Here is a 12,849-nt window from a genome sequence, read left to right on the forward strand (position 1 = left end):
TAGCTTTGGATTTAGTCTTGTTGTCTTTATACTGTGTACAATTTTTTCGAGTTTTGAATAAACAAACATTAAACTAAAGAGAATTTCCCGATGCGGATCGCAAAACTAATACTCAGTACCCTGCTCACGCTCATCGTACTAGGCTGTCTCGCGCTAGGTGCGATCTATGTTTATTTAAAGGCGGACTTACCGGATGTAGAAAGCCTAAAAACAGTCGAATTACAACAGCCAATGCAAATTTATACGGCTGATGGCAAACTGATTGGCGAAGTGGGAGAACAACGTCGGATTCCAGTGCCACTGGATAAAATTCCAAAACAACTGATTCATGCTGTTTTAGCAACAGAAGATAACCGTTTCTATGAACATCATGGGCTCGATCCTATTGGCATTGCGCGTGCTATTATGGTCGCGGTTACGAAGAAAGGCGTTTCACAAGGTGCCAGTACAATTACTCAACAATTAGCACGAAATTTTTTCTTAACCCCTGAAAAATCGCTTGAACGCAAAGCTAAAGAAGCCGTTTTAGCCATTGATATCGAAAATACACTAAGTAAAAATGAGATTTTAGAACTCTATCTGAACAAAATTTATTTAGGCTATCGTTCTTATGGCGTTGCCGCTGCAGCCAAAACCTATTTTGGCAAAGAGCTCGATCAACTAAGCTTGTCCGAAATTGCGATTATCGCTGGCTTACCTAAAGCACCTTCCACAATGAACCCGATTTATTCATTAAAACGGGCGCAAGAACGCCGTAATATTGTCTTAGGACGGATGTTAACCACTAAATACATCACACAAGAAGAATATGACGCGGCAATCAAAGAACCTATCGTCGCGCGCTACCATGGTGCACAAATTGATTTCCGTGCAGACTATGTCACTGAAATGGCACGTCAAGAAATGGTCAGACGTTTTGGTGAAGAAAAAGCCTACACTAGCGGTTTTAAAGTTTATACTACGGTGCTTTCGAAGGATCAGGCTGAAGCGCAAAAAGCCTTACGTAATAACTTAATTGATTACGATATGCGCCATGGTTATCGTGGCGGTGCGCCACTTTGGCAAAAAGACGAAACGGTGTGGGACAATGATCGTATCATAGGTTTCTTAAAAAAATTACCACATTCTGAACCGCTCTTACCGGCTGCCGTCATGAATATCAGCAAAACCGGAGCAGAACTTCTTCTAGCCTCAGGTGAACGCATGACTTTATCACACAATGCTATGCGTTGGGCGGGTAAAAAAACACCAAAAGTAGGCGAACAAATTTGGATTCGTCAAAAAGAGAAAGGGGAATGGATTCTGGCTCAAGTGCCGGAAGTCAACTCTGCCTTAGTATCCTTAAATAGTGATAATGGTGCAATTGAAGCCTTAGTTGGTGGATTTAGTTTCGAACAAAGCAAATTTAACCGTGCTACACAATCTTTAGTCCAAGTGGGCTCTTCAATTAAGCCATTTATTTATGCGGCCGCATTAGAAAAAGGGTTAACACTTTCAAGCGTCTTACAAGACTCGCCTCTTGTCATACAAAAAGCAGGACAAAAACCTTGGCAGCCAAAAAACTCACCAAATCGATTTGATGGACCAATGCGCTTGCGGGTTGGCTTAGGATTATCAAAAAATATGATTGCGATTCGTGCGATGCAAATGGCGGGCATTGATTTTACAGCAGAATTCTTACAACGCTTTGGTTTTAAACGCGATCAATACTTAGCCAGTGAAGCCCTTGCCTTAGGTGCAGCCTCTTTTACTCCACTTGAAATGGCAAGAGGCTACGCGGTCTTTGACAATGGCGGTTTCTTAGTTGATCCCTTTATTATTAATCGTATTTTAGACAATACGGGCAAAGAGATTTTCTTAGCCAATCCGAAAATTGCCTGTATTAGCTGTCATGATATTCCTGTGCTCTATGGTGAAACTGAAAAACTGGATGCATTTAAAAACTACGACTTAAGCTTAACAGAGAATTTCGATACCAATATCAATGGGGAAGAAGAAAACGATGTCGGTGATTTGATCCCTGACTTGCCAGAACTTCAACCAACGGCACAAACACAATTAGATGAAAATAATCTTAGCTTTATGGCTGCGGCTAAAACAGATAATGCGGAAACCCAATATGCACCACGCGTGATTAGCGGTGAATTGGCCTTTTTAGTTCGCAGTGCTTTAACCTCCGCTATTTATGGCGAGCCGGGTAAAAGCTGGGTGGGGACTAGCTGGCGCTTATCTAAAGCCTTTAAACGTCAAGATATCGGTGGAAAAACCGGTACTACGAATAATTCGAAAGTTGCTTGGTACGCTGGCTTTGGCGCACATTTAACCACCGCTGTGTATGTTGGCTTCGACGACAATAAGCGCAATTTAGGGCGCGGTGAAGCAGGGGCAAAAACGGCTTTACCTGCGTGGCAAGCCTATATGCAAGTAAGCTTAGAAAATATTCCAGAACGTAAATTGAGTCCACCACCCAATATTATTGAAAAACGCATTGATACGGGTTCTGGCTTACTCACGGAGTCTGGTGGACGAATAGAATATTTTATCAATGGTACAGAACCTAAACGGAGTTATGTAGAAGAACAAGGCTACTACATCCCATCTGATGAGATAAACGAAAATTCCCCAATCCAAGAACGGGAAGAACTTTTCTAAAACAGACCGCACTTTTAAGACGTTATTTCTTTCAAATAGCGTCTTGTGCAAACCACGCATTCAATAAACAGCTGACGCCTTCCACTAATTGTGTTTCGCTTAAATCGCCAAAGCCTAAAGAAAATAACCTACGCGCCGCACAATCTACGGGATACACTTTAACCCCCTTGTCATAAGCCAATTGTGTTAAGGTGTCCAAACTTCTTGACTCCGCAATAAGTTCAATCAGTAAATAAAATCCCGAATGTTCACCATAGTATCTTATTTGAGTTGCATAAGGTGCAAGCAAACTACACAGCAGTGCCATTTTTCGTCGATATATTTTACGCATACGATTAATGTGTTTTTCAAATTCACCTTGCTGCATAAAATAAGCCAAACGCTGCTGTTCAAAGCGAGAAACCGCACAATTAATAAACCCACAATGTTGTTGATATGCTGCCAGTAATGACGTGGGCAGTACCATAAACGAAACCCGCAAAGAAGGCATCAATAACTTCGAAAAAGAACCTAGATAAATCACACTGTCATTCTTATCTAAACTCTGTAACGCAGGGATTGGTTTACCTTGGTAACGAAATTCACTGTCATAATCATCTTCAATAATGTAACGCTGTGGCTGTGCTTTTGCCCAAGCTAGTAATTGTTGACGTTGTGTAATAGAAAGCACATGACCAAAGGGATACAAATGCGACGGCGTTACACACGCAATATTCACTGAACTTTGCGCTAAAAAATCAAGATCAAGCTGTTGGTCATCTGCATTCAGAGGCAACTTGATCACTTTCTGGTGGGCTAATGTTAATAGCTTTTCTAAAGTCTGATAACCATAAAATTCCATACCATAGTGCACAACAGGCGTTTGATAAAGGTGCGTAAACAACAACATCAGTTGCTGAATCGCGTTTTCCAAACCACCACAAATGATAATTTGATCAATATGACATTTCACACCGCGCGATGAAAAAAGGTAATCGCAAATCTGCTGTCTAAGGTTACTCTCCCCTTGTTTATCACCAAGACCTAATAAGCTTGAATGGCGTGCTTGGAATAACGCTTTACCCGCCTTACGCCAGTTTTTTAACGGAAAATGTTTACTATCAATATAGTGGGGATTAAAGTCAAAGGCTATCGTACTATGGCGAGGTGCTACAGTATGGGGTTGTGTTTGCTTTGGTGCTGAAAAAAACAAAGAAGGTTGAAAGCACACAAAAAAACCACGTCGTGCAATGGATTCAATATAACCTTCTGCGAGTAGCTGCGCATAGGCAGCTTCCACAGTATTTTGACTGATCTGCAAATAATCACATAAGGCTCTTTTTGAAGGTAATTGCTCTTCAAATGCAAGCTGCTGTGTATAAATTAAATCACGGAGCTGTTGATAAAGTTGTAAATACAAGGGCTCTTTTTTCCCCTTATCAAGCTGATAATTCAATTTACGCATCACTCTGACCTCATTAAATTTCTCTTTTTTGACACTTTTAATCATACCTAAATAAGCGCAAAAATAGCAGCAGTTTATACACAACAATACATGATAAAAGGAGACAAAATATGAATACGATTTTAGGTTCTGATACCGTCAAAAGAGGTATGGCACAAATGCAAAAAGGCGGTGTGATTATGGATGTGGTGAATGCCGAACAAGCACGCATTGCCGAAGCGGCTGGTGCGGTTGCTGTCATGGCGTTAGAGCGAGTGCCTTCTGATATTCGCGCGGCGGGTGGTGTCGCACGCATGGCAAATCCGAAAATTGTCAAAGAGGTGATGAATGCGGTATCAATTCCAGTCATGGCGAAAGCTCGAATTGGGCATATCACCGAAGCCCGCGTGTTAGAGGCAATGGGTGTCGATTACATTGACGAGAGCGAAGTATTAACTCCTGCTGACGATGAATTTCATCTGTTAAAACGTGAATTTACTGTGCCGTTCGTATGTGGTTGCCGTGATTTAGGCGAAGCATTACGCCGTATCGGTGAAGGTGCCTCAATGCTGCGCACCAAAGGTGAACCGGGCACAGGTAATATTGTGGAAGCGGTACGTCATATGCGTAAAGTCAATGCACAAATCCGCAAAGTCGTCGCCATGAACCACGATGAGCTCATGACCGAGGCCAAAAATCTTGGCGCACCTTTTGAATTACTATTACAAATCAAAGCATTAGGTAAATTACCGGTAGTAAATTTTGCCGCAGGTGGGGTGGCAACGCCAGCCGATGCTGCTTTGATGATGGAATTAGGTGCTGATGGCGTCTTTGTTGGTTCAGGAATTTTTAAATCTGAACATCCTGAAAAATTCGCCAAAGCCATTGTACAGGCGACCACTCATTATCAAGATTATGATTTGATCGCCCGTTTATCGGAAGAATTAGGCGAACCGATGAAAGGCATTGAGATTTCCCGCCTGCAACAACATGAAAGAATGCAAGAGCGTGGCTGGTAAGTATGAAAGACTATTCACATTTACACATTGGCGTGTTAGCTCTGCAGGGAGCAGTAAGCGAACATTTGCGCCAAATTGAACAACTTGGTGCCAACGCCAGTGCAATCAAAACCGTCTCAGAATTGACCGCACTTGATGGTTTAGTGCTCCCGGGCGGTGAAAGCACGACCATTGGCAGATTAATGCGTCAATATGGGTTTATTGAGGCAATTCAAGATGTTGCCAAACAAGGTAAAGGTATTTTCGGCACCTGTGCCGGCATGATTTTACTCGCAAAGCAATTAGAAAATGATCCTACGGTGCATTTAGGTTTAATGGACATCTGTGTGCAACGCAACGCCTTTGGGCGACAAGTGGATAGCTTTCAAACCGCCCTTGAAATTGAAGGCTTTGCTACAACGTTTCCTGCAGTTTTTATCCGTGCACCACATATTGCTCAAGTCAATCATGAAAAAGTGCAATGTCTAGCGACTTTTCAGGGGCATGTTGTCCTCGCGAAACAACAAAATTTGTTGGCTTGTGCCTTTCACCCAGAACTGACGACAGATCTGCGCGTCATGCAACACTTTTTAGAAATGTGTTAGTCTGTTTGAGGATGTGAGCACTCGCACATCCTCTTTTAAAAAATCTCATAATTTGACCGCACTTTTTCATCTCATCTTGCATGTTTCACAACTTTAATAGCGCTTCATGAAAAAATCTTTATAATACCGATTTACTTACTTGTATTTGAAAGGCGCTATTATGCTGAGTTATCGTCACAGTTTCCATGCGGGCAACCATGCTGATGTGTTAAAACACCTTGTTTTAATGCTAATTATCGAAAATCTTCAACAAAAAGAAAAAGGCTTTTACTATTTAGATACTCATGCCGGCGTTGGACGCTATCGTTTATTTAGTGAAGAGGCGGAAAAAACCGCAGAATTTGAACAAGGCATTGCTCGCCTTTGGCAACGCGATGATCTACCTGAGGAAGTGGCTCGCTATATCAAATTAATTAAACAAGTCAATTATGGCGGCAAAGCATTACGTTATTACGCGGGTTCTCCGCTGATTGCGGCTAAGATGTTACGTCCACAAGATCGTGCTTTACTCACAGAGTTGCACCCTAGCGATTACCCACTCTTACGGAATAATTTTAAAGAATTTGACAATGTCACCACGAAACGCGATAACGGTTTTCAACAACTGAAAGCGACCTTACCTCCCAAAGAGCGACGTGGCTTGGTGCTTATCGATCCCCCTTATGAATTGAAAGAGGATTATGACTTGGTGGTCAATGCGATTGAAGAAGGCTACAAACGTTTTGCCACTGGCATTTATGCCATTTGGTACCCTGTGGTGCTGCGTCAACAAACAAAACGTATCCTTAAAGGATTGGAAAAGACTGGGATCCGTAAGATCTTACAAATTGAACTTGCCGTACGTCCAGACAGTGATCAACGTGGCATGACGGCAAGTGGAATGATTGTGATCAATCCACCTTGGACATTAACACAGCAAATGCAAAACATCCTACCTTATTTAACTAATGTCCTGGTTCCAGAAGGAACGGGAAGCTGGACAGTAAAATGGGTTACCCCAGAGTAAAATAAAAGCGACAACATAAAACGTGTATTTGATAGGTAGCGTTGGAAAAGAGTACAGATTTTTATCATCCTCCCCTGAATGAAAAGGAACAAGACAATGACAAAACATTATGATTATCTGGCGATTGGTGGTGGCAGTGGCGGAATTGCTTCTATTAACCGTGCAGCAAGCTACGGCAAGAAATGTGCCATTATTGAAGCAAAAGCGTTAGGTGGCACCTGTGTGAATGTCGGGTGTGTACCAAAAAAAGTCATGTGGTATGGCGCACAAATTGCCGAAGCCATTCATCAGTATGCGCCAGATTATGGTTTTGATCTGCAAGTGAATAAATTTGATTTCGCCAAACTGGTAGAAAGTCGTCAAGCCTATATTAGCCGCATTCACACCTCTTATCACAACGTGTTAGCCAAAAATAATGTGGATGTTATTCAAGGCTTTGCAAAATTTGTGAATGCCAATACCGTTGAAGTCAATGGTGAACACATTACCGCCGATCATATTCTGATTGCCACTGGTGGACGCCCAAGTCGTCCTGCCATTCCTGGCGCAGAATATGGCATTGATTCAGATGGCGTCTTTGCTTTATCCGAATTACCAAAACGGGTTGCAGTAGTCGGTGCCGGCTACATTGCGGTTGAACTTGCTGGAGTGATGAATAGCTTTGGTGTAAAAACCCATTTATTTGTGCGTCAACACGCCCCATTGCGTCACTTCGATCCCTTAATCGTAGATACCCTATTAGAAGTGATTCAGCAAGATGGCATTCAATTACATACTCGAGCGATCCCACAAGAAGTGGTGAAAAATGCGGATGGTTCACTCACGATTAAACTCGAAGATGGACGTAGCCAAGAGGTGGATTGTTTGATCTGGGCAATCGGTCGCCATCCAGCTACCGATACCATTAACCTTGAAGCAAGCGGAGTGGAAACCAACGCACGTGGTTTTGTTAAAGTGGATAAATACCAAAACACTAATGTGGAAGGTATCTATGCGGTGGGTGACATTATTGAAGGGGGAATTGAACTCACTCCAGTTGCTGTGGCTGCTGGACGTCGTTTATCTGAGCGTTTATTTAACAACAAGCCCAATGAGCATTTAGATTACAATCTGGTGCCAACCGTAGTATTCAGCCACCCTCCTATCGGCACCATTGGTTTAACTGAACCCAAAGCGATTGAGCAATACGGTGAAGAAAATGTGAAAGTGTATAAATCCTCTTTCACGCCAATGTACAGTGCCGTGACGCAACACCGTCAGCCTTGTCGCATGAAATTAGTTTGTGTGGGCAAAGAAGAGAAAATCGTCGGCTTGCATGGTATCGGTTTTGGTGTCGATGAAATGATCCAAGGTTTTGCTGTGGCAATCAAAATGGGCGCCACTAAAGCAGATTTCGATAATACCGTGGCAATTCACCCAACAGGGTCAGAAGAATTTGTGACGATGCGTTAATCCTATAAATTCTCTACACTAGAGTTACCATAAAAAATACTATAGGTCAGATATATATCTGACCTTTTTAGGTCAAGTATACTAATATATCAATATGTCTAATCTTCACATCACTCGAAATAAAAGAAGTATTTCTCATTTTAAAATAATTTTGCTAAATTAGTTACCAAAACATACAGAAATAACAAATGTTTTAATTCTATATTACTACCTAACGATCTTTCCTGATTACAGATAGTTAGAAATATCTAAATATTTAAGACTAAAGAGATGCTATGGAATATCTAACTGCTACAATACTTGCTGGTCTCCTCTATGACGGATTCAAAAATGGAAGCTCTATATGTTACAAACTTCTAAAGTCCAAGCTACAAGGATGGATAATTGACGATAACCAATTGAATAAACTTGTTAGTGAGCTAAAAAAAGCTGGTGTTAACGAGGATCTTGCCTCTCATGTAATAGAGAGAAAGATTAATGAGCACCCACAACTAACTGAAATATTGAAGAATCTTAAACCTTCCAATAACAATACTGGAACTCATCAAATTTCCAATATTGGTCACAACATTAATAATCATGGTAATTCTTCTATTTTTATTGGTAATATCACGATAAATAAAGACAATGACTAAAAATATGAGAAATAATTCAATAATACAAAGCACTAAGATTGGGCATAATATTAATATGGGTGCTCACTCAAATGTAGAAATTGGAAATATTATCATATCTAGTCTATCCTCCAACGATTTATCTATATGCATAAAAAAATTTTTTTATGCAATAACTCACAGGGATTGGAAGAAGGCAAATATACTTTTAACAACCCTCAATAATCTAAATTCTCTTGATTGTGAATGTAAAAATTTACTCAGAATACTCCAATATAAATTGCATCTATCCCAAAAAGAAAATGCAAAAATCGATCTAAATTTGTTTATAGAACTGCTACGTAGTGAAGAGGCAAACCGTGTAATCAAAGATGCTGTAGAATCGATTTATCTTCATCACTTATCACTTTCATCTATAATTGATGCTAAAAAACGATATGAAAATTCTGAGTACAGGGGAAGTTTTTGTACAGAAGTATTTTATGAAACTCTTGCAAATGAAAAAGATCTAAGTCAAGCTCTGGAAACTAGAAATAACTTATTTGAGCATGAATTATGCTCATTAGTTAGATGTGCAATCAGAAATGAACATTTCGAAATAGCTGTAACTCTTTCAGAGGATCTAAATTATCGGTTTCCCAATAGAAATAGTACAATTCTCTGTGCTCTATCTAAATCTTATATGCTCAACAAAATTATAGATAGTAAGCATATATGGATAATTGATAGTAAATTAATGAAAGAGCTTAAAGAGCAAATCGAATTATCATTAAAATTAATAGAAAATTGTGATGACCCTAGAATAATACATATAGCAACTATATTACTTGCTATAACAAAATTTCAAGAACCTGATCTAATTGATATTTGTAAGAATAACATTCAAGAAGCTGAAAAAATAATTCCAAAAATATCTATTTTACTAACTAACAATGAGAATTCCTCAATCACAGCGAAAGAAATTCTCAAAAAAGAAGAATTAAACATTAATAAAGAGGATTCTTATCAAATATTATCTGCTATGATGGATGGTAGTATCACAAGTCGTGAACTACAACAATGGTTAAATAAAGGTGGAGATATAATAGAACAGGATAACGCAATCAAAGAATTCATAAAAATATTCTTACAGGCAATAGTTTGTGAACCTAAAAATACACAAAAAATAATAAAATTATCTCAAAAAATAGAAGATTTCTTGACAAATTATTTTAGTGAATTAAATCGATTTAATATACAAGCAATACATAAACTATGCGAAATCCTAATGACACTCAATTTACCTACATTTGTAATTAGTCTGATAAAACCTTTTTTACCAAATTCTCCTTGGTGTTCCCCAATATTAGAGGTGTATGCGCAAGCACTGTTAGATGCGGATCAGCTTAGCCTTTTAGATGAATTATTAGAAAAAATGGAAGGAATAAACGAAAACTATAGATTTATGTCCATTCAGATTGAGAAAGTTATACTATCAGAAAATATTCCCAAAGCCACACAGCTATTAGAAATCGCTTTAACTAAATTTAAATATTCATGCTACTACTGGAAATTACAGCTATACCTTTCTAATTTAGCTAAACGCCCTCATAAAGAATTAAAATTTACTATATCGAAAATTCCCAAAGATATACTTAAAAAATACAGCATTGAAGGGCTAAGACTTCTCTATTTAATAGCAAAAACTGATATACATTTAGCTGAATCTTTCATTTTAGAATGGTTTATTGACAATCCTACAGAAATGGCTATTAACGTTACTAATTTTCATATTAACAATATAGAGCACTACAAAAATACCTTAGACATAGCATATCCCTCAGAACGTTGTGCCATCGCTGTTAAATATAGTTTAGGAAAAGATATTTTTCAAAAACTAATAGTTGATGATTGTAGTACCAACGAATATCTCTTAGATTCTAATAGTCCTTTAGGTAAACTGCTAAAAAATGCTAATGTTGGTGATACTCTTGAATTAGGAATGGTTTCCTACAAAGTAATAGAAAAACTTCCACCTATAGTTGCTGCTTTTCAAATATCACTAAAAATTAGGAATGATATAAATCCTGGTACTGATTGTTTTTATCAATTTCCAATTGAGGACAATAGTGTCGAGGGTATGTTAAAGCAGATAGACCCCATATATAACCACAAAAAATTGTGCGATCCAGAAATTAATGGGCAAGTAATCCCAATTCTAATGCGATTAAATAAAACTCATAAATATGACTTAGTTAAAGGTTCACTACTATATCTTTGTGATAAAAATAGCAATTTAAGTTTCAATCTATATTCTGGTGGAAAAACTATCAAAGATGCAGTAATCCTTGATGTACTTTCCCTATCTTATTTATCACTAACTGGTTTTTGTCACGGACTAATTCGAAATGGAATTAAAATTTATATAACCAGAGAAACTAAAGAAATTGTTTCAAAGTGGTTAAAACAAACAGGTAGTCCAGATTACTTCTCAATTACAAAATCTCAAAATCATTTTGTAAAGATAACTGCTGATGATATTGCTAAAGATACGACTTTTAACAATCTAAATTCTTTATTTCGTATGTGTGATTTGATCCATCCTGAAATTGGCAATATGCCGGAAGAGATCATTAAAATACGAGACAATATCGATATATCTCATTACAGCAGCATAAGAGCTTCAATATCACATAGTATCCCATTACTTTGTTTAGATATAGAGTTTTGCTCTTTATATAATCAACTAGACATACTATTAGCTAATGCAGCACAATTTATAAACGATTGTAAACTTTCTACACTAACAGAGAAATCTAAGCATGTAGAATGCCATATCCAATATGGTTTGAATGTTCCTATTTCGTATGAAGATTTAGTCCAACTATGTGGGAAAGAAGAAAAAGGGCAATATCTTGCAACACAATTACTTAAAATGTATCCAAATAATTATCCATCGACAAATACAGCTCTATATGTATTGACCCGATGTTGCCTATTAGCAATCTGCAATGCATATATTAATGAGCAGACGGACTATAAGTTAGACTTTTCTGAATGGCGCTACACCCAACATATAGTGTATGCATGCAGTCAATCTGCAATGCTTAGTCTTCAAGGTAATACTAGCGAGCAAAGGCTTGCTCGTTTAATCTCGCAAGTTATCAATAAATTAAGGATAGTAAATGGTGCTAGAAAACTTGCTCTTATTTTATTCAGTCAATTTGCACACGGGCATTTTCTGGATGTAAAACAGATAGAGATAGAATTAAAAGAATTATTGACAATAGAAAATTGCACAGAATAATAAAACATACATTCATGTTTAAAAATATTTTAAGAAATGCTAGAACTATATCATCCTCTGTAATCAAAACATTTTGATGAAAACTTCTGAAAAATCTTGCTGGGTTAAATAAATGTATATACGTTCTGATAATAAACAATGGATAGCTAGTCAATGAAAAAGGCTGTTTCAAACATCACTTCCTCTTTGATAAAACCGAGTCAAAAATGACCGCACTTTTCAGCGTCAATACGCTTAAAGAGCAATCTTCTCTTTGTAATGTAAACGACAAACCGACAGATAACTGTCATTCCCACCGATTTGAATTTGCGCACCGTCACGTACAACCTCCCCTTTGTCATTTAAACGTAATACAAAGTTTGCTTTACGTCCGCAATAACAAATGGTTTTGAGCTCTTCTAATTGATCTGCCCACGCTAAAAGATACTTACTTCCCTCGAACAATTCTGCTTGGAAATCTGTGCGTAAACCGTAACACAGCACAGGAATCTTTAATTTATCCACCACTTCGCTAAGCTGATACACTTGTGTTTTGGTTAAAAATTGCGCCTCATCGACTAAAATACAATGTAAAGGTTGTTGTTGAAGATGTTGTGCAATTTCAACAAAAAGATCACTTTCTTTATGAAACAGTTGTGCCTCTTGGCTAATCCCAATACGTGAGGTTACTTTTCCCACACCAAACCGATCATCAATGGCTGCCGTATAGACTAAGGTATTCATGTCGCGTTCTTGGTAGTTATAGGACGATTGTAATAAAGTGGTGGATTTCCCCGCATTCATCGTTGAATAATAAAAATAAAGTTTTGCCAT

9 protein-coding genes are annotated in these 12,849 nt (G+C 38.3%); 7 read left to right on the forward strand and 2 right to left on the reverse strand.

Annotated elements, in window-relative coordinates; genetic code table 11:
* Nucleotides 1-90: 90 nt before the first annotated feature.
* Nucleotides 91-2,652, forward strand: coding sequence for a penicillin-binding protein 1A (locus tag KPF51_RS07835; protein WP_061406401.1), 2,562 nt, complete (start codon nucleotides 91-93; stop codon nucleotides 2,650-2,652).
* Nucleotides 2,653-2,683: 31 nt separating this feature from the next.
* On the opposite strand, the gene KPF51_RS07840 is transcribed toward KPF51_RS07835, so the two are convergent.
* On the reverse strand, nucleotides 2,684-4,096 hold the full coding sequence (locus KPF51_RS07840; protein WP_211599566.1) for a PLP-dependent aminotransferase family protein: 1,413 nt from the start codon (nucleotides 4,094-4,096) through the stop codon (nucleotides 2,684-2,686).
* A 110-nt stretch (nucleotides 4,097-4,206) separates the two neighbouring features.
* On the opposite strand from KPF51_RS07840, the gene pdxS reads away from it, so the two are divergent.
* From pdxS to KPF51_RS07870, 6 genes are all read left to right on the forward strand, one after another.
* A complete protein-coding gene (pdxS, locus tag KPF51_RS07845; RefSeq protein ID WP_005717649.1) occupies nucleotides 4,207-5,094 on the forward strand; it encodes a pyridoxal 5'-phosphate synthase lyase subunit PdxS in 888 nt (295 codons plus the stop codon).
* A gap of 2 nt (nucleotides 5,095-5,096) precedes the next feature.
* Nucleotides 5,097-5,678 carry a pyridoxal 5'-phosphate synthase glutaminase subunit PdxT gene (gene pdxT, locus KPF51_RS07850; protein WP_005717651.1) on the forward strand — a complete coding sequence of 194 codons (582 nt, stop codon included), beginning with the start codon at nucleotides 5,097-5,099 and terminating at the stop codon, nucleotides 5,676-5,678.
* A gap of 160 nt (nucleotides 5,679-5,838) precedes the next feature.
* Complete coding sequence (locus tag KPF51_RS07855) at nucleotides 5,839-6,684, forward strand: 23S rRNA (adenine(2030)-N(6))-methyltransferase RlmJ (protein WP_005723717.1); 846 nt, start codon at nucleotides 5,839-5,841, stop codon at nucleotides 6,682-6,684.
* Between the two features lie 96 nt (nucleotides 6,685-6,780).
* The gene (gene gorA, locus KPF51_RS07860) at nucleotides 6,781-8,136 is read left to right on the forward strand and encodes a glutathione-disulfide reductase (protein ID WP_061406399.1); all 1,356 of its coding nucleotides are present in this window, start codon (nucleotides 6,781-6,783) and stop codon (nucleotides 8,134-8,136) included.
* Nucleotides 8,137-8,411: 275 nt separating this feature from the next.
* The gene (locus tag KPF51_RS07865) at nucleotides 8,412-8,771 is read left to right on the forward strand and encodes a hypothetical protein (protein WP_061406398.1); all 360 of its coding nucleotides are present in this window, start codon (nucleotides 8,412-8,414) and stop codon (nucleotides 8,769-8,771) included.
* 4 nt (nucleotides 8,772-8,775) lie between these two features.
* Nucleotides 8,776-12,036 (forward strand): hypothetical protein, encoded by a 3,261-nt coding sequence (locus tag KPF51_RS07870; protein WP_130555679.1) that lies wholly within the window; start codon nucleotides 8,776-8,778, stop codon nucleotides 12,034-12,036.
* A gap of 234 nt (nucleotides 12,037-12,270) precedes the next feature.
* Here the strand turns inward: KPF51_RS07870 and KPF51_RS07875 are convergent, their stop codons facing one another.
* A complete protein-coding gene (locus KPF51_RS07875) occupies nucleotides 12,271-12,849 on the reverse strand; it encodes a thymidine kinase (RefSeq protein ID WP_005717659.1) in 579 nt (192 codons plus the stop codon).

This window comes from Pasteurella sp. XG20 (genome assembly GCF_018968665.1).
GTDB classification, from domain to species: domain Bacteria; phylum Pseudomonadota; class Gammaproteobacteria; order Enterobacterales; family Pasteurellaceae; genus Pasteurella; species Pasteurella multocida.

Excerpts from the sequence above, each read along its gene's own strand:
- KPF51_RS07835 (WP_061406401.1), top strand. The coding sequence starts at position 91 with ATGCGGATCGCAAAACTAATACTCAGTACCCTGCTCACGCTCATCGTA.
- KPF51_RS07840 (WP_211599566.1), bottom strand. The coding sequence starts at position 4,096 with ATGCGTAAATTGAATTATCAGCTTGATAAGGGGAAAAAAGAGCCCTTG.
- pdxS (WP_005717649.1), top strand. The coding sequence starts at position 4,207 with ATGAATACGATTTTAGGTTCTGATACCGTCAAAAGAGGTATGGCACAA.
- pdxT (WP_005717651.1), top strand. The coding sequence starts at position 5,097 with ATGAAAGACTATTCACATTTACACATTGGCGTGTTAGCTCTGCAGGGA.
- KPF51_RS07855 (WP_005723717.1), top strand. The coding sequence starts at position 5,839 with ATGCTGAGTTATCGTCACAGTTTCCATGCGGGCAACCATGCTGATGTG.
- gorA (WP_061406399.1), top strand. The coding sequence starts at position 6,781 with ATGACAAAACATTATGATTATCTGGCGATTGGTGGTGGCAGTGGCGGA.
- KPF51_RS07865 (WP_061406398.1), top strand. The coding sequence starts at position 8,412 with ATGGAATATCTAACTGCTACAATACTTGCTGGTCTCCTCTATGACGGA.
- KPF51_RS07870 (WP_130555679.1), top strand. The coding sequence starts at position 8,776 with ATGAGAAATAATTCAATAATACAAAGCACTAAGATTGGGCATAATATT.
- KPF51_RS07875 (WP_005717659.1), bottom strand. The coding sequence starts at position 12,849 with ATGGCAAAACTTTATTTTTATTATTCAACGATGAATGCGGGGAAATCC.